General features: G+C 68.7%; 15 protein-coding genes. 4 read left to right on the plus strand and 11 right to left on the minus strand.

The window, feature by feature from the left end:
* The first annotated feature begins 77 nt into the window (after positions 1-77).
* Positions 78-1,190, plus strand: coding sequence for an acyltransferase family protein (locus tag IEW85_RS11760; protein WP_188685944.1), 1,113 nt, complete (start codon positions 78-80; stop codon positions 1,188-1,190).
* Here the strand turns inward: IEW85_RS11760 and IEW85_RS11765 are convergent.
* The gene (locus IEW85_RS11765) at positions 1,177-2,100 is read right to left on the minus strand and encodes a DUF4031 domain-containing protein (protein WP_188685946.1); all 924 of its coding nucleotides are present in this window, start codon (positions 2,098-2,100) and stop codon (positions 1,177-1,179) included. The two genes, IEW85_RS11760 and IEW85_RS11765, sit on opposite strands and share 14 nt — an antisense overlap.
* A gap of 76 nt (positions 2,101-2,176) precedes the next feature.
* Between IEW85_RS11765 and IEW85_RS11770 the strand changes: the two genes are divergently transcribed.
* Positions 2,177-2,482, plus strand: coding sequence for an MTH1187 family thiamine-binding protein (locus IEW85_RS11770; protein ID WP_188685948.1), 306 nt, complete (start codon positions 2,177-2,179; stop codon positions 2,480-2,482).
* A gap of 37 nt (positions 2,483-2,519) precedes the next feature.
* Here the strand turns inward: IEW85_RS11770 and IEW85_RS11775 are convergent, their stop codons facing one another.
* The 10 genes from IEW85_RS11775 to IEW85_RS11820 form a co-directional block, all read right to left on the minus strand.
* Entirely contained in the window at positions 2,520-3,503 is a 984-nt protein-coding gene (locus tag IEW85_RS11775) for a DMT family transporter (RefSeq protein ID WP_188685951.1), read from the minus strand.
* 28 nt (positions 3,504-3,531) lie between these two features.
* Complete coding sequence (locus IEW85_RS11780; protein ID WP_188685953.1) at positions 3,532-3,957, minus strand: Rv3654c family TadE-like protein; 426 nt, start codon at positions 3,955-3,957, stop codon at positions 3,532-3,534.
* On the minus strand, positions 3,954-4,385 hold the full coding sequence (locus IEW85_RS11785; RefSeq protein WP_188685954.1) for a TadE family type IV pilus minor pilin: 432 nt from the start codon (positions 4,383-4,385) through the stop codon (positions 3,954-3,956). Before IEW85_RS11785 ends, IEW85_RS11780 begins: the two co-directional genes overlap by 4 nt.
* A 32-nt stretch (positions 4,386-4,417) precedes the next feature.
* A complete protein-coding gene (locus IEW85_RS11790) occupies positions 4,418-4,612 on the minus strand; it encodes a DUF4244 domain-containing protein (protein WP_229658995.1) in 195 nt (64 codons plus the stop codon).
* 277 nt (positions 4,613-4,889) lie between these two features.
* On the minus strand, positions 4,890-5,747 hold the full coding sequence (locus IEW85_RS11795; protein ID WP_188685958.1) for a MetQ/NlpA family ABC transporter substrate-binding protein: 858 nt from the start codon (positions 5,745-5,747) through the stop codon (positions 4,890-4,892).
* A gap of 53 nt (positions 5,748-5,800) precedes the next feature.
* Positions 5,801-6,481: a methionine ABC transporter permease gene (locus IEW85_RS11800; RefSeq protein WP_188685960.1), complete on the minus strand. Its 681-nt coding sequence runs from the start codon at positions 6,479-6,481 to the stop codon at positions 5,801-5,803.
* Positions 6,481-7,506 carry a methionine ABC transporter ATP-binding protein gene (locus IEW85_RS11805; RefSeq protein ID WP_188685962.1) on the minus strand — a complete coding sequence of 342 codons (1,026 nt, stop codon included), beginning with the start codon at positions 7,504-7,506 and terminating at the stop codon, positions 6,481-6,483. Before IEW85_RS11805 ends, IEW85_RS11800 begins: the two co-directional genes overlap by 1 nt.
* Positions 7,507-7,739: 233 nt before the next feature.
* The gene (gene sftH / locus IEW85_RS11810; protein ID WP_373286564.1) at positions 7,740-10,112 is read right to left on the minus strand and encodes a DEAD/DEAH box helicase; all 2,373 of its coding nucleotides are present in this window, start codon (positions 10,110-10,112) and stop codon (positions 7,740-7,742) included.
* A 55-nt stretch (positions 10,113-10,167) separates the two neighbouring features.
* Complete coding sequence (locus IEW85_RS11815; RefSeq protein ID WP_188685964.1) at positions 10,168-11,217, minus strand: homocysteine S-methyltransferase family protein; 1,050 nt, start codon at positions 11,215-11,217, stop codon at positions 10,168-10,170.
* A 198-nt stretch (positions 11,218-11,415) separates the two neighbouring features.
* Positions 11,416-12,129, minus strand: a complete 714-nt coding sequence (locus IEW85_RS11820) for a GNAT family N-acetyltransferase (protein ID WP_188685966.1) — start codon at positions 12,127-12,129, stop codon at positions 11,416-11,418.
* Between the two features lie 100 nt (positions 12,130-12,229).
* Between IEW85_RS11820 and trhO the strand changes: the two genes are divergently transcribed.
* On the plus strand, positions 12,230-13,189 hold the full coding sequence (gene trhO, locus IEW85_RS11825; protein WP_188685968.1) for an oxygen-dependent tRNA uridine(34) hydroxylase TrhO: 960 nt from the start codon (positions 12,230-12,232) through the stop codon (positions 13,187-13,189).
* Between the two features lie 86 nt (positions 13,190-13,275).
* Positions 13,276-15,036 (plus strand): DUF7059 domain-containing protein, encoded by a 1,761-nt coding sequence (locus tag IEW85_RS11830; protein ID WP_188685971.1) that lies wholly within the window; start codon positions 13,276-13,278, stop codon positions 15,034-15,036.
* Positions 15,037-15,050 lie beyond the last annotated feature (14 nt).

Here is a 15,050-nt window from a genome sequence, read left to right on the forward strand (position 1 = left end):
TTCAGCAGTCTCACGCATTCAGGAAGTGTTGAGGAGCTATCGAGGCAAGGTCTGAACTCGGTTGCTATGTTCCCTGGATGTCCTCGCGAGACCACAGACTCGACGCCGCCAAGGGCGTACTGATCTTCATGGTGGTGCTGGGCCACATCATGGCCGCAGTCACCCCATGGGATGACGCCTCGCTGCGGATCTTCCAGACCGCCATCTACGCCTTCCACATGCCGGCGTTCGTCTTCCTGACCGGTATGACGGCGCGCTCGGGAAAGATCCCGCACCGTGTGGCCTTCCTGCTGATCCTGCTGGTAACGGCTCTGCCGCTGTACTACGGGTGGATGAGCATGCTGGGGCTGGATCCAGACTTCGACTTCCTGGTGCCCTACTGGATCACCTGGTTCCTGCTCGCCCTGGTGTGGTGGCTGCTGACGGTGCCGCTGATCGAGCGCTTCCCGCGCACGATGCTCAGCCTCTCGCTGGCCGCCGGCCTCTTCGGCGGGCTCATCCCCGAATACGACTATCAGCTCTCCATCGCTCGGGCCCTGGCATTCTGGCCCTTCTTCGTGATCGGCAAGCTCTACGGCCACCGCATCCTCGCCTGGGCCGGGTCGGGCGGCCTGGGCAGACGGGCCGGTCTGCTGGGCGCCGCGATGGTGCCGGTGGGCGTCTTCTACCACTTCGACGTGGACAAGCTCTGGTTCTACGGCAGCCGCGGCTTCGAGTTCATGGACGCCACTGCCGCCGAAGGTTCCGCCCTGCGCGGGATCATCGCGCTCTGCGCCATGCTCAGCACGCTGGCTGTTCTGGCCTGGGCCCCCCGGGGCGCCGGCATGTGGGCCACGGTGGGCCGCCGCTCCCTGGCGGTCTACCTGATGCACGGCTTCATGGTCCGGGCGCTGAACCGCCCGCTGGACGACATCCTGGAGGTCGTCCCCGGCCCCATCATGGTGATCGTCTGCTTCATCCTCTCGGCGCTGACCACCTGGCTCTTCGCTCTGCCCCTGTGGGATAAGGGCATCCGCCGCTACGGCGAGGGCATCATCTGGCTGGCCACCCTGCCCCACCAGTGGGTGCGGGCCACCATCCGCAAGGGTCGCGAACGCAGCGCCCAGCAGGCCGAGCGGGAGCGCATCGAGCAGAAGGAGTCCTCCCAGGAGGCCTACGAGCAGGAGGAGCCGGCGCTCAGCCGGAGGTGAGTTCCCTCAGCTCCTGCTCCATGTTGTTCCGGGCCTGCCCCTCCCAGAGCCGCCGGCCGGTGGTCGTGCGGAACAGCGGCGGCGCTTCCAGCAGGCGTTGCAGCACCTGGGCGCGGCCGGCCCGGAACTGCTCCTCAGGCACATGGGCATAGTCTTGACGCACCTGCTGGGCATAGCGCCGGTAGAGCGCACGCTCTCGCCCCAGGACCTCCAGATCGGCATCCACCAGCACCGCCCCGGAGTGGTCACCCTCCTCGGGTGAGTGCGAGGCGGTCAGCCGGACCAGCCGAGCCGTCTCTGCGGTGAGGTGATCCGGCAGCATCCGGCTCAGCTGATCCTCGGCCAGCCGGGCGGAGGCCTCCTCGTCCTCCCCAGCGGTGCCCGCGTAGACGGCGTCGTGATACCAGGCGGCCAGCAGCAGGGCAGGGCCCTGTTCGGCGGCGCACTCTCCGTGGCGCTCCAACAACGCGACCCCGTGCAGCACAGCGGCCAGATGCGGGAGCGCGTGATAGCTGCGGTGGTGCTCGGACCAGCGCAGCAGCAGGCCCTCGCCCAGGTCCTCCCATTCCGCAGGGGTCGCCGGGGTCTCCAGCAGCCGACCACCCAGCCGGGACCAGGCACGGCTCAGCCGGGGCCGGACCTTGCCGCTGCGATCGCGTGAGCGGACGCGCAGTCCGGAGCGGGTCAGGATTCGGGCCAGCTCGTTGCCGCTGACGGGCACGGCCCCGCGGGCTACCAGCTCGGGGTGGCGGAACTCCGGGACGTCGTAGTGGTCCTCATCGAAGGCGCGTTCGCTGATGCCGGACGCGGCCGCGAAGTCGTGCAGCTCCGCCAGGGACTCATCCGAGATCAGGTGGGAGAAGAGGGTCCCGTGGGCCGGCCAGACCGGCGGGTCGATGTAGAGGGTCATCACTGAGCATCTTAGGGCTCTCGATCTGCGCCGGGCACGCGCGTAGCCTGGGAGGGACCCGAGGAAGGGAGTGAAGATGCTCGTCGCATTCTCCGTAGCACCGGCCGCATCCTCCAGCGAGGACGGCTCCGTCAGCCGGGCAGTGGCTGAGGCCGTGCGCATCGTCCGGGACTCCGGGCTGCCCTATGAGACCAACTCCATGTTCACCACGATCGAGGGTGAGTGGGATGAGGTCTTCGCCGTGATCAGGGAGGCCACCGACGCGGTCACCGCCGTCAGCTCCCGGGTCAGCCTGGTGGTCAAGGCAGACATCCGCCCCGGCCACGACAACCAGCTCACCGAGAAGGTCCAGCGGGTGGAGGACTACCTGCAGGAGCACTGAGCTCAGCAGGGCTGTCCTCAGCTGCGCGGCTCCGGCTTCAGGCGGCGCGGGTCACGCTGCGCCGCCGCTGGGGCCTGCGCAGCTGGGCCACCGCGACACCGGCCAGGCAGACCGCACCGCCCAGGATGGCCAGCGGCGGGGGAACCTCGCCCAGGGTCAGCGCAGACATCAGCACGACGACGGCGGGCACGGCCAGCGTCGCCGAGGCCACCTTCCCGGTGGGGAAGTGGTTCATCGCGTAGCCCCAGAACCAGAAGCCCAGCGCTGAGGGGCCGATCCCCATGTAGATCGCCCCGATGAGGGTTCCGGTGCTGATGTCGCCGAGCTCCCCGGCGGTCTGGCCCAGGAAGGGCAGCAGCGCCAGCGCTCCGGCCACACAGCCCAGCCAGGTGGCGCTGAGCGGATCCACGTCCCGCAGGGCGAGCTTCTGGACCATCATGCCTGCGGCGTAGAGCACGGCGGCGCCGAAGGCGATGATCAGGCCCGCCCAGGCCAGTTGGCCGGTGCTGCCGGCGGCAGTGATGAACCCGATGCCGGAGAGCGAGATCAGCATCCCCAGGAAGAGTCGCCGCGAGAAGGCCTCCTTGAAGAAGACCACGGCGCCCACGCCCACCATCAGCGGGGCGAGGTTGACCATCATGGCCACTGTCCCGGCGTCGAGGAAGTGCCCGGCCCAGTTGAAGACCAGCGTGTAGACGGCGAACCAGATCACGCCGAAGGCGGCCGTATTGGCCAGGCCGCGGCCGCGTGGGATCAGCCTCTGTCCACGGCGGACCCAGAGGATCAGTGCGGTGAGCGTCAGGGAGCCGGCCAGCAGGCGGATCAGCGCCAGCGGACCGGGGGAGATGTCGGTGGCGGACCAGCGCATGATCACGAAGGTGGAGGCCCACATCAGGACGGTGACCACGATCGCGAGGACCGGCAGGACGGATCGCTGGGGTGCCGGCGTCGGATTCTCCGGATCCGGCGTATGGGGTGCCGGGGTATGGGATGCCGAGGTGCCGACCGCTGCTGAACTCACACTCCTGGCAACCGCCCCGCACCGCCGCTCATTCCAAGGCCTCAGGCGGGCCGGCGCGGGAGTCTCCGCTGGCAGGGATCTCCGGCAGCGGCAGCCAGGAGGGATTCAGCGGGCTGACCTCCAGCAGATCCCGGCTGACCTCCACGGTGACTTCGGTGTCGAACTCTCCGCCCACGGAGCAGGAGCTCAGCTGTGCGCCGTTGGCGGCGGCCACCTCCTCGGCCAGAGTGCAGGGGTCCTCCGAGGTCAGGCCACGGGCGGCGTCGGCGCCGGCCAGGGCTGCCAGGTCTGCCGCACGAGCAGCCTGGGCCGCGGCCGTCGCCGACGCGCTGAGCAGGTGGACCAGTCCCACCAGCAGCACCAGGGCGGCGATCATCCCCAGGACCATCACGGTCCCGGAACCCCTCTCGGTGCCGCCGCGGGCGGGCACGGTGTCCGTCTCCCGCCCGCTCATGGTGAGTCCTCCGCCGCCGGGACATGCTCGGTGCGCGCGCTGGCCTGGGCGGTCTGCTCCATATCCAGCTCCACCAGGCCCAGCAGCCGCACCGGCCGGGTCAGCTCCACATGGGAGTAGCTGCCGTCCTGGGAGATGGCCGTGCTGACCTCCTCTCCCGCCACGCGTGACGCAATCTGCTCCGCAGCGGCGGGATCCTCCCCTCGGGCCAGCTCACGGGCCGCCGCCCGGGCGCCCTCCTCCAGGGAGACCTGAGCGGCCCCGTGCATCCCCAGGCTCAGCAGCAGGCCCAGGATCAGCACGACGCCGGGCAGGGCTACAGCAAACTCCGTGCTCACCGAGCCGCGCTCCGGCTCGGCGCAGCGGGACCTGTCATCAGCCTCCCCGCCGGTGCCTCCGCGCTCGCAGGCGCCGTCGAACTCACCCATGCCGGTCCTCCTGCCCTCCACGGCGCTCAGCCTCAGTAGCTGAGCGCATTCTCCACGAGCCCGGACAGCAGGCCCTGCACAGTGTCCGAGGACAGCACGGTGACCAGCAGGCCCGCGAAGCCCACCGCCGCGAGCATGACGATCCCGTACTCTGCGGTGGCCAGTCCTTCCTCCTCTGTGTGCAGCTGCGCCAGACTCGTCTCCGGGGCTCGGATGCTCTCTGTCATCGCCCTCATTCCTTCTCCCATCGGGTTCCCTGCCCGCGGCTGCGGACAGCACCTCCAGCATCACCGCGGCAGCGGTGCTCGCAGCGGGATCGGGCCTGATCTGTGGAGCCCCGGGAGTGTCCCGACGCCGGCCGGCCCGGCTGTGGCGGAAACCTTCCGTCCTCAGCACGACTCAAACCAGCCCGCAGCGCAAAAAAGGAGGGGCGGCCCGCATTCAGCGGACCGCCCCTCCTCCACAGGGACCAGCTCAGTCGGAGCTCAGTGCAGCTTCTGAAGATCAGAAGGCTGCGACGACCTCGTCGTCCTGCCAGGTCTCCTCGATGTACTCGCGGACCTCGTCGGAGCGCAGCAGCTCGTCCAAGGTCTGAATGGCCTCGTGGTCCTCGTCCACGGAACGAGCTGCCAGGAAGTTGGCGTAGGGGTTGTCCTCAGCGGATTCGACCAGCAGACCGTCCTCCGCCGGGGTCAGCCCGGCCTCCAGGGCGAAGTTGCCGTTGATCACTGCGGCGTCCACATCGTCCAGAGTGCGGGTCAGAGACGAGGCATCGGCCTCCGTGAACTCGAAGCTCTGCGGGTTGTCCTCCACGTCGTTGAAAGTGGCAGTGTCCACGTTGATGCCCTCAGCCAGGGTGATCAGACCCGCTTCCTGGAGCAGCACCAGGCCCCGGGCCTGGTTGGAGGGGTCATTGTTCAACGCGATGGTGGCGCCGTCGGGGAGGTCCTCGACGTCCTCGTGCTGGCTGGAGTACAGCGCGAAGGGCTCGATGTGGACATCCTCGAAGCGGACGATGTCGTAGCCGTTCTCCTCCACCTCGCTGTCGAACCAGGGCTCGTGCTGGAAGAAGTTGGCGTTGAGGTCGCCGTCGTTCAGGGCCTCATTGGGGATCTGGTAGTCGTCGAACTCCTCGATCTCCAGGTCGAGTCCGGCTTCCTCGGCCAGGTTCTCGTCCACGAACTCCAGGATGGCCGCATGCGGGGCGGGGGAGGCGCCCACGGTCAGTGTGGTGATGCCGTCCTCGGCCTCGCCGATGGTGGACTCATCGTCGCCGCCGGCCAGACCGCAGGAGGTCAGGGCGAGGGTCGCGGCGGATGCGGCGGCGAGGCTCAGCCTCCGGTGGGTGCGGGTATGGGACATAGCAGGACCTCTTTCGTACGAAGGGATGGTGATGCGTGGAGTCGAGGGCCGGATCAGCGGTGATCGAGCCGTCGGGCGATGAAGTTTCCGGTGTACTGGACCGCGGTCACGATCACGACCAGCAGGATCACGCAGATCAGCATGACGTCGGCCTGGTAGCGGTTGTAGCCGTAGTTGATGGCCAGCTGGCCCAGGCCGCCGCCGCCCACAGCGCCGGCCATGGCGGTGAAGCTGATCAGGGTCACCAGGGTGATGGTCAGGCCGCCGATGATCCCGGGCAGGCCCTCACGCAGCAGCACGTTCCAGGTGACGTGCAGATCGGAGGCGCCCATCATGCGCACCGCCTCCACCTTGCCCCAGGAGACCTCGCGCAGAGAGTTCTCCACCATGCGGGCGAAGAACGGGATGGCGCCCACGGTCAGCGGCACCACGGCGGCCTCCCAGCCGATGGCGGTGCCCACGATCAACCGGGTGAAGGGGATGATCCAGAGCATCAGGACGATGAACGGCACCGCGCGGCCGAAGTCCACCACCAGGCTGAGCGCCCGGTACAGCGGGCTCATCGGGTTCAGGCCTTTGGGCCCCAGGTTGTGCAGCAGCACGCCCAGCGGCAGTCCGAACAGGACGGTGAAGAAGCCGGTGGCCAGCGTCATGTAGAGCGTCTCGAGGACGGCCTCGAGCAGCTGGTTCTCCACCACCGGGTTGTTGAGCCAGCGTTCTTCGGCGAGCAGCATCAGGCCTCCTCCTCCTTCAGGCCGGCCTCGGTCTCCAGAGCGGCGGCAGTGGTCAGCTCGGCGTGCAGTCCGGCGTCGGTGAGGACCTGAAGCGTCTTCTGCGCGGTGGAGGAGTCCTCAGGACGGATGTGCAGCCGGCCGACCTGGCGGCCCTGGATGGTCTCGATGGAGCCTGCCTCCACGCGGGTGGGCAGGCCGTTGCGGCTGAGCAGGCTGAACAGATCGCCGAAGTGGCCGATCGTCCCGGACTCGGTCAGCAGCACCTCGATCAGCTGTGCGCCCGGCTGCAGCGCGGAGGTCGGGGGCAGTGAGATGAGCTCCTTGGACAGCGGTGAGCTGCGGTCGGAGATGACGTCGAGCAGCGGGCCGCTGCGCGCGATGCTGCCTTCGTCCAGCAGGGAGACGGCGTCGCAGATCTCGCGGACCACGGACATCTCGTGGGTGATGATGATGACGGTGATGCCCAGCCGGTCGCGCAGCTGGCCGATCAGCTCCAGGATCTGCCGGGTGGTCGTGGAATCCAGTGCGGAGGTCGGCTCGTCGCAGAGCAGCACACCCGGCTCGGCGGCCAGGGCGCGGGCGATGCCCACACGCTGCTTCTGCCCGCCGGAGAGCTGGGAGGGGTAGTTGTCTGCGCGGTCGGACAGGCCCACCAGCTCCAGCAGTTCGGCCACTCGGCGTCTGCGCTCAGCCTTCGGCACCCGAGCGATCTCCAGCGGGTGTGCGATGTTCTTGGCGGCGGTGCGTGAGTCCAGCAGATTCACGTGCTGGAACACCATGCCGATGCTGCGCCGGGCTGCTATGAGCTCGGCGCCGCGGGCGGCGGTCAGATCGACGCCGTCGATGCTGATCTGCCCTTCGGTCACGTCCTCCAGCCCGGTCAGGCAACGGATGAGGGTGGACTTTCCTGCGCCGGAGCGCCCCACGATGCCGTGGATCTCACCTGCGGGGATGTGTAGGTTCACCGAGTTGAGCGCGGTCACCCCACCGGGATAGACCTTGCTGACCTCGTTCAGCTCAATCACGCCGAACGGTTCCTTCCGTGTGCTCTTGTCTGCTCCAGTCAGTACCTGCGCAGGCGGGGTGACGCTCTGGCCGGTGAAAGCAGACCGCTTCGTGATCCGGAACCACCCGTGAACATGGGGTTGGTGAGCGGCGTTGAACGGATCCTGCGAGCCCGGTGCGGGGTTTCCGTCCAGGACTCATCGCCGCTGCTCGTGAAGCAGATATTCAGGGTAGCGGATGACTGAAGAGTTCGTCATGTCGTTGTGACAGATGCCAACAGGGCCTCCAGCAGATGCAGCGCCGCGACCTTCTCCAACGGCGAGTTCTTATTGCCGCACTTCGGCGACTGTACGCAGCTGGGGCAGCCGGATTCGCAGGGGCAGCTGCGGATGGTGGCCGCCGTGGTGTGGATCCACTGCTCGGCCAGCTCATAGCCGCGCTCAGCGAATCCGGCCCCGCCGGGGTGGCCGTCATAGACGAAGATCGTGGGCTGCTCGGTGTCCCGGTGCAGCGCCGTGGAGACTCCGCCGATGTCCCAGCGGTCGCCCGAGGTCAGCAGCGGCAGCAGCCCGATCATCGCGTGCTCGGCGGCATGCAGGGCGCCGGGGATGTGCTCCGGGATCACGCCGGCCTCCGAGAGTGCGGTCTCCGGGGCGGTGATCCACATGGCCTGGGTGCGCAGCGTCGACGGCGGCAGGTCCAGCGGCTCATCGGAGAGCACCTCCGAGGTGCCCAGGGCCTTGCGCTGGAACCCGACGACGGCGCTGGTCACCTCCACCGTCCCGGTATGGATCCCGTAGCGCTCCCACAGTGCGGAGTCCGAGGTCTGAAGCACCTCGATGGAGGTGGTCTCCCGGGCCTGGGTGTAATACTGCGGATTCACCGCAGAGACCAGCACGACGCCGTCCTGCTGATCCAGGTCCTCCACCAGATGGCTGCGGCCCTGATGGACATAGATCGCCCCCGGGTGGGCCTGCGGCTGGGCCTGGGCGGAGCCCATGTCCCCGATCACCGAGCCGGATTCGGCGTCGACGATCGTGTAGGGCCCGCCGCCGTCGGAGCGCAGCTTCACCCAGTCGGCCGCGCTGGCGTCGTCGTGGGCGAAGAACCAGCCGCGCGGCCGGCGTCGCAGATGTCCCTGCTCGGTGAGCGAGTCCAGCAGCCAGCGTCCGGCCGGGAAGAGGGACGTGTCATCGGACTCATCCGGGGCGATGGGCAGCTCCTGGGCGGCCGCCAGCAGATGCGGAGCGGCCACATGCGGATTGGCCGGATCGGTGACCGCATCCTCGATGGCCGCCTCGAAGATCGCTTCCGGGTGGCTGAGCAGATAGGTGTCCAGCGGGTCGTCGCCGGCCACGAAGAAGGCTGCGCCGCGCTGGGCGGAGCCGTCGGCCGCGGGGCGTCCGGCCCGGCCCAGCTGCTGGAAGAAGGAGGCGCGGGTGCCGGGCCAGCCGGCGATCAGCACCACGTCCAGCCCGGAGATGTCGATGCCCAGCTCCAGCGCCGGAGTCGAGGCTACGCCCAGCAGCCGTCCGGCGCGCAGGGCGTCCTCCAGCTCGCGCCGCTCCTCCTTCAGATAGCCGGAGCGGTAGGCGGCCACCCGGTCGGTCAGCTCGCGGTCCACCTCCATCAGCTGATCGGAGGCGATCTGTGCGATGGTCTCGGCCCCGCGCCGGGATCTGATGAAGGAGAGCGTGCGGTATCCGGCCACCACCAGGTCGGTCATCAGATCGGCGGCCTCCACGGTGAGGCTGCGTTTGAGCGGGGCATCGTTGTCCCCGGTGGCCTCTGAGGGTGAGGACTCCCAGAGGTAGACGTCCACCGCCTCATGGGGCGAGCCGTCCTCGGTCACCGCCGCCACGTGCTGCCCCTGGGCGCCGATCAGTCGCCCGAAGGAGGCCGCCGGATCCCCGCTGGTGGCGCTGGCCCCGGCGAAGACGGGGTTGCCGCCATAGTGCGCGCAGACCCGCCGCAGCCGGCGCATCAGCAGGGCGATATGCGAGCCGAAGATCCCGCGGAAGCTGTGCGCCTCATCGATGATCACGTACCGCAGCCGGGAGAAGAACCGCGCCCAGGCCCGGTGGTTGGGCAGGATGCCCACGTTGAGCATGTCTGGATTGGTCAGCACCACATTGGCGTGCTGGCGCACCCAGCGGCGCTCCTCATGATCGGTGTCTCCGTCGTAGGACGCTGGCCGCACCCCACCGGCCGGGCCGGCCGGTCCGATGGCCTCGGCCAGCTCGGTGAGTGCATCCAGCTGGTCGGCCGCCAGCGCCTTGGTGGGGGAGAGGTAGAGGACGGTGGCCCCGGTGGGTCCGGCCTCGGCGCCGCAGATCGCCGAGAGCCCGGGCAGCTGGGTGCCCAGCGACTTTCCGGAGGCGGTGCCGGTGGCCAGGATGACGTGGCGTCCGGCGTGCAGCGCCTCGGCGGCCTGGACCTGGTGGGTGTAGAGGCCGGTGACGCCCACCTGCCGGTAGCCGGCGCGGAGCTCTGGGGGCACCCAGCCCGGCCAGTCGGTCCGCTGGGCCTGGCGTGCGGGCAGCGTCTGGACATGGCGGAGTCGGCTCTCCTCGCCCACCTGGGTGGGGAGGCCGGCACGCTGGAGCAGATCGTAGGCGTCAGTCACTGAGGAACAGCGTACCGATCAGCTCGGCGTTCCGGACTCCAGCCGGACGGCCCGCTCAGGCCGTGGCGCCCAGGGCGGTGATGTTCTCCGGCAGGCGCTCGTTGTTGCCGTACATGAAGTGGTTGCTCATGTTCTCGGAGAACCGGCTGGCCTCAGTGGTCCGCCCCACCGCCTCGGCCACCTGGCGGATGTGCATGGGCGAGGCCCCGCAGCAGACGCCTAGGTAGTTCACTCCCAGCTCAAAGGACTCCTGGGCCCAGGCGCCGAGCTCATAGCGGTTGAGGAACAGCGGATCCAGTGCGGTGGGGAAGGTGCGCCCATGCGGCGAGGGCACCGAGGCCCGCACATCGGAGAGGTTGAAGAAGGTGGGCTCCTCCGGCGTCGTCCGGTAGGGGATCGGCAGCGCGCCCACATGGCAGGAGACCTTCTCTCGGATCTGGCGCAGCCAGGACTGGATGGTCTCGGGGCCCCGGAAGCAGTTGAGCCCGACCACATCGGCGCCGCCCTGCTCCAGGCGCTGCGCGGTCTCCACGACGCCGACGCCGTCGGCCATCTCCTCGGAGGCCATCGGCGCCAGGGTCAGCACCACCTGCAGGCCGCTGGCCTTGGCCACCGCCAGGGCGGTCAGCGCCTCGCCGGCGTAGTAGAAGGTCTCGCCGACGATGATGTCGGCGCCCTCCTCCACGGCCCAGCCGACCATCTCCTCGAACATGGCCCGGACCTCGGCCTGCTTGGCCGGGTCTGCGGGATCCCAGATGTTCGAGTTGGAGATGTTGCCGGCCATCAGATCGCCGGGGCGGGCGTCGGCCACCTCGCGGGCGATCTGCAGCGCGGAGCGGTTCAGCGGCTCCAACAGATCCTCTTTGCCGATGACCCGCATCTTCTCGCGGTGGCCGTTATAGGTGAAGGCCTCCACGATGTCGGATCCGGCGCGCTGGAAGTCCACATGCAGGGACCTCAGTGCCTCGGGGAACTCCAGGGCGACCTCGGGGACGAATTCGCCGGCGCTGAGGTAGCCGCGGCGCTCGAGCTCGAAGAGGAAGCCTTCGGCGCAGATGATGGGACCGGCGTCGAGCCGTTCGGACAGAGAGACGGGGGCGGTCATCACCGCTCCTTTCAGTCGTGGGACATGAAGCTGTCACACAGCAGGAGCGGCCGAGGCGAGGCCTCGCTTTGCAGGGCGGCTCCGCAGAATGCGGAACTCCCTTACGGCCGTGAACTTTTTGAATATTTCGTGACAGTGTCACCAAATATACCGGAACATCGCCCACGCTGTGACGATATGTTCAGGTGGGTGGCGACCCTAGCGCGCCAAATCATCAAACTGGGAGTGCGAGGACCGGCTGGCCTCCGCGCCGGGTGCGCCGTAGACATGCACCTCGCCCAGCAACGTCCACCCCAGGAATTCGTAGAGTTCCCGGCCGTCCCCGGTGGCGACAAGCAGGCCCTCCTCCACGTCCTGCTCCAACGCGATCGCGATCAGTGCGCGGGTCACAAAGGTTCCCAGGCCCTGACGCCGGAAGTTCGGGGAGGTGAAGATGCGGTCCAGGATCGCGTAGTTGCCGACCACGGCGACCCGCCCGCGTGCGGCGACCTGAGCTTCATCGCCCTCGTCGTCGAAGACGGTGAACAGAGTCCACCCCTCGAAGTCCTGCCGCTTGGTGGTGTAGCCCTCCGGAGTGATCGGGTCCTCGACGTCCTGAGTGTCCATATCGACGACCATCAGCTTCTCTTCGTCGCTGATCTTCTCCAGCCCGTCGATGCTGGCGGCGTCCAGGGTCTCGTCCCCGGGCGCGGCGACGATGGTGAGCAGTCGCTCCGGGCTCTTGGCCACCGAGGAGGAGACTTTGCGCAGGTCGGTCTCCTCAGGGGAGAAGATGACGTATTCCCACGCATCGGAGTCGCCGGAGCGCAGGGCCGAGTGGACGGCGCCCTCATGGCTGACGTCATAGTCATGGGTCCTCGCCCAGCCGGTGACCCAATCCCGGACGAGTGCGTCGTTCAGCTCACTAGTCATGCAACGACCATATAAGAGGTCCGGCGGTTAGACCATAGGGAATCTGCACCTCAGCGACTGCCGGTGCCTGGATCGGGCCTTCGACGGTACCCTCATAGGAGTGAATGAATCCCGCATCGTCCTGTATTACGCCTTCACGCCGCTCCCCGATCCGGAGGCCGTGAAGCTCTGGCAGCACACGCTGTGCCGCGAGTTGGGCCTGAAGGGCCGCATCCTGATCTCGGAGCACGGGATCAACGGCACCGTCGGCGGCGATATGAAGGCCGTGAAGAAGTATGTGAAGCAGACCCGCTCCTATGCGCCCTTCAAGTCCATGGAGTTCAAATGGTCCGAAGGCGGCGCCGAGCAGTTCCCGCGCCTCTCCGTGAAGGTCAGGCCCGAACTGGTGGCCTTCGGGGTGCCGGAGGAGGTCGAGGTGGACTCCTCCGGCGTCGTCGGGGGCGGTGAGCATCTGAAGCCGGAGCAGGTCCACGAGCTGGTGGAGCGCAAGCGTGCCGAGGGCACCGAGGTGACCTTCTTCGACGGCCGCAACGCCATGGAGGCCCAGATCGGCCGGTTCAAGGACGCCGTGGTGCCTGACACCGAGACCACCCGCGACTTCATCCGCGAGCTGGACTCCGGCAGATATGACCATCTGAAGGACCAGCCGGTGGTCACCTACTGCACCGGTGGCATCCGCTGCGAGGTGCTCTCCTCGCTGATGCGCAGGCGCGGGTTCCAGGACGTCTACCAGATCGACGGCGGGATCGTCCGCTACGGCGAGACCTACGGCGACTCCGGCCTCTGGGAGGGCGAGCTCTACGTCTTCGACGGCCGGATGAACACCCGCTTCAGCGAGGACGCCGAGACCATCGGCGAATGCTCCAGCTGCGGCGGCCCCACCTCCGAGTTCTACAACTGCATGGACCGCGGCTGCTCCACGCTGAAGCTCTACTGCCAGGACTGCCGACACATCCCGGAGACCCAGCGGTGTGCGAACTGCGAGGCGCGGCTGCAGGAGAATCCGGACCACCCCAACTCCGGTCCGCTGGAGAAGCCCCGCCGCTCCCAGCAGGCCTGAGGACGTCCGCGGGCGGCCCCCGCGACGCCAGGAGTGCACAGCCTGTGCCCGAGCTGCCCACGCCGCTGTGAGAGAGAAGGAAGAGCATGACGACGACGCCGACCCCTCCGGCCCCCGCCGCCGCGGAGAAGAGCCTGATCGCCCGCCTGCGCGCGGACCTGGCCGCAGCCCGGTTCACCAATGATGAGGTGGCCCAGCTGCTGGGGGCCGATGCCGTCGCCGCCCTGGACCGGGAGCAGATCGTCCCGGGCCAGCTGCGCATCCTCGAGCTCTTCGCCCAGGCTGCCGGGACTCAGCGCCCGCGCCCGGCCGACCAGGCCGGAGACCGTCCCGCCACCGGCTCCGCGCCGCTCTCCCCGCGGGCCGGACGGGCCATCACCGCCCGGGCCGACGCCGAGCAGGTGGACCCCTGTGCTGTGCTCACCGGCCTATGGCTGCTGGCCCTGGACGTCACCGCCGAACAGCTCGACGCCTCCCTGCCCCAGGTCCGCACCGAGGGCCTGGAGCAGCTGAACCTGGTCCGCAGCGAGGTCACCCTTGAGGGGACCTTCGTCCGGCCGCAGGTGGATCTGCGCCCCTATGAGGCCGAACAGCAGGAGGGCACCGCTCATCTGTGGGTGACCAGCGACCTCTCGGCACACCAGATGGACGGGCCGCTGCCGGCCGACCATGTGCTCGGCGTCGGGCAGGCCAGCCTGACCCTGGCCTCCATCACCCACCGCCCGCAGGTGCGCCGCGCGTTGGATGTGGGCACCGGCTGCGGGATCCAGCTCTTCCACCTGCTCGATCACGCCGAGCACGTGGTGGGCACCGACCTCTCCGAGCGCGCTCTGGACTTCACTCGCTTCAACCTGCTGCTCAACACCGAGGCGCTGGGCCTGGACCCGGAGGACCTGGGTGCGCGGGTGGAGCTGCTCCACGGCAGCCTGCTGGAGCCGGTGGCCGGGCGCAGCTTCGACCTGGTGGTCTCCAATCCGCCGTTCGTCATCACGCCCCGGACCGAGGATGAGTCGGCGGAGGAGCGCTACACCTACCGCGACGGCGGCCGCGAGGGTGACACCCTCATGGAGGAGCTCATCACCGGACTGCCGGAGATCCTCACCGCGGGCGCCACTGCCCAGATGCTGGGCAACTGGGAGATCCACCGCGGCACTGAGGGGTCCGGAGGCTGGTCCGAGCGCCCGCGCAGCTGGGCCCTGGCCGCAGGTCTGCACGCCTGGTTCGTCCAGCGGGACTTCCAGAACCCGGCCGGCTATGCCGAGACCTGGCTGCGGGACGCTTCCGAGGAGCGAGATCTGGCCGACTACCGGCGTCGCTATGCCGACTATCTGCAGGACTTCGAGGACCGCGGCGTGGCCGGAGTGGGCTTCGGGATGATCTGGCTGCAGAAGCCGGTCCCGGGCGCACCGGCGTCGGGCTCTGTGGAGGAGCCCGACGGCGTCGACACCTCCGATGGTCTGTGGCGGCGCTTCGAGGAGCTGACCGGGGAGGTCCAGCAGCCGTTGGGCCCGGTGATCGGCCGCACCGCCGAGCGCGCTCTGGCCGTGCGTGAGGATGCGGCGGCCGCGCTGGAGCAGATCCTGATCGCCCCGGAGGATGTGACCGAGGAGCGCTATCAGCGCTTCGGCGCTCAGCATCCTGAGGTCATCCTGGCCCGTCAGGGCGGCGGGCTCCGGCGCGCGCGTCCGGTCAGCAGCGCGGCGGCCGGTCTGCTGGGCGCGGCCGACGGTGAGTTCACCGTCTCCCAGCTGATCACCGCCGTGGCCTCGCTGATCGACGCCGAGGAGGAGCCCCTGCGCGAGGAGATCCTCGACCTCTACGTCGAAGGCTTCCTCACCCACCCCTGAGCTTCCACCCGCCT

The organism is Nesterenkonia cremea (genome assembly GCF_014642675.1).
Classification (GTDB): Bacteria; Actinomycetota; Actinomycetes; order Actinomycetales; family Micrococcaceae; genus Nesterenkonia; species Nesterenkonia cremea.

Coding starts and splice junctions, on each gene's coding strand:
- IEW85_RS11800 (WP_188685960.1), bottom strand. CDS start 6,481: ATGCTGCTCGCCGAAGAACGCTGGCTCAACAACCCGGTGGTGGAGAAC.
- IEW85_RS11785 (WP_188685954.1), bottom strand. CDS start 4,385: ATGGGTGAGTTCGACGGCGCCTGCGAGCGCGGAGGCACCGGCGGGGAG.
- IEW85_RS11815 (WP_188685964.1), bottom strand. CDS start 11,217: ATGACCGCCCCCGTCTCTCTGTCCGAACGGCTCGACGCCGGTCCCATC.
- IEW85_RS11760 (WP_188685944.1), top strand. CDS start 78: ATGTCCTCGCGAGACCACAGACTCGACGCCGCCAAGGGCGTACTGATC.
- IEW85_RS11790 (WP_229658995.1), bottom strand. CDS start 4,612: ATGACAGAGAGCATCCGAGCCCCGGAGACGAGTCTGGCGCAGCTGCAC.
- IEW85_RS11770 (WP_188685948.1), top strand. CDS start 2,177: ATGCTCGTCGCATTCTCCGTAGCACCGGCCGCATCCTCCAGCGAGGAC.
- IEW85_RS11765 (WP_188685946.1), bottom strand. CDS start 2,100: ATGACCCTCTACATCGACCCGCCGGTCTGGCCGGCCCACGGGACCCTC.
- IEW85_RS11830 (WP_188685971.1), top strand. CDS start 13,276: ATGACGACGACGCCGACCCCTCCGGCCCCCGCCGCCGCGGAGAAGAGC.
- IEW85_RS11820 (WP_188685966.1), bottom strand. CDS start 12,129: ATGACTAGTGAGCTGAACGACGCACTCGTCCGGGATTGGGTCACCGGC.
- IEW85_RS11795 (WP_188685958.1), bottom strand. CDS start 5,747: ATGTCCCATACCCGCACCCACCGGAGGCTGAGCCTCGCCGCCGCATCC.
- IEW85_RS11780 (WP_188685953.1), bottom strand. CDS start 3,957: ATGAGCGGGCGGGAGACGGACACCGTGCCCGCCCGCGGCGGCACCGAG.